The 649-nt window shown below is 31.3% G+C and carries 1 protein-coding gene and 1 pseudogene; one reads left to right on the forward strand and one right to left on the reverse strand.

Features of this window, described 5'->3' with window-relative positions; all coding sequences use genetic code 11:
- A pseudogene (locus DCC82_RS17955) lies at nt 1-129 on the reverse strand (transposase); the annotation flags it as partial.
- Nucleotides 130-207: 78 nt separating this feature from the next.
- On the opposite strand from DCC82_RS17955, the gene tnpA reads away from it, so the two are divergent.
- Nucleotides 208-579 carry an IS200/IS605 family transposase gene (gene tnpA, locus DCC82_RS04345; RefSeq protein WP_097354090.1) on the forward strand — a complete coding sequence of 124 codons (372 nt, stop codon included), beginning with the start codon at nt 208-210 and terminating at the stop codon, nt 577-579.
- Nucleotides 580-649: the final 70 nt, after the last annotated feature.

The following is a 649-nucleotide window of genomic DNA, read 5'->3' on the forward strand; positions in this document are numbered from 1 at the left end:
TGCCTGTTCGATTTCGAGGAAATGTTTGATTTCTTCCCGCATAATCAGTTCTAATTTTTCTTTCACAAACTGACGAATGGCACTTTCTAGTTGATTTACCCAGTCTACATTCGATATACTTTTAGACATAGGTAGGGTTCTCCTTTCTTTAGAATGTTTTTCGTCCAATCAGAGAATACCCTACCTTTTTTCTTTTGATCTAGTAAAATGCTTTACACAAAATTTTATACATCATCTATATTTTGTCCAAAATATAGACGTAAAGTATTAGTTGGAGATATTGAAAAAGATTTAAGAGAGATTTTGTATAAAGTAGCGAAAGAAAATGATGTTGAAATTAAAGCGTTAGAAATTATGCCAGATCATGTTCATATGTTTATTTCTTTTGATCCACGACAACATATCCATAAATTAATACAAGCATTCAAAGGGAGAAGTAGTCGAATATTAAGAGAAAAATACCCGTCATTAAAGAGTAGACTTCCTTCGCTTTGGACTAGAAGTTATTTTTGTTGTACAGTCGGTTATATTTCAGAAGAGGCAGTAATGAAATATATTGAAAATCAGAAAAATATTTAGGTTCATCACCAAATTTTGTGATTTAGTGACAAAAAAGAGAAAGCACTAACGAGATCCTGGCAATAATGTT

It is taken from the genome of Geobacillus sp. LYN3, assembly GCF_003064505.1.
Lineage (GTDB): Bacteria > Bacillota > Bacilli > Bacillales > Anoxybacillaceae > Parageobacillus_B > Parageobacillus_B toebii.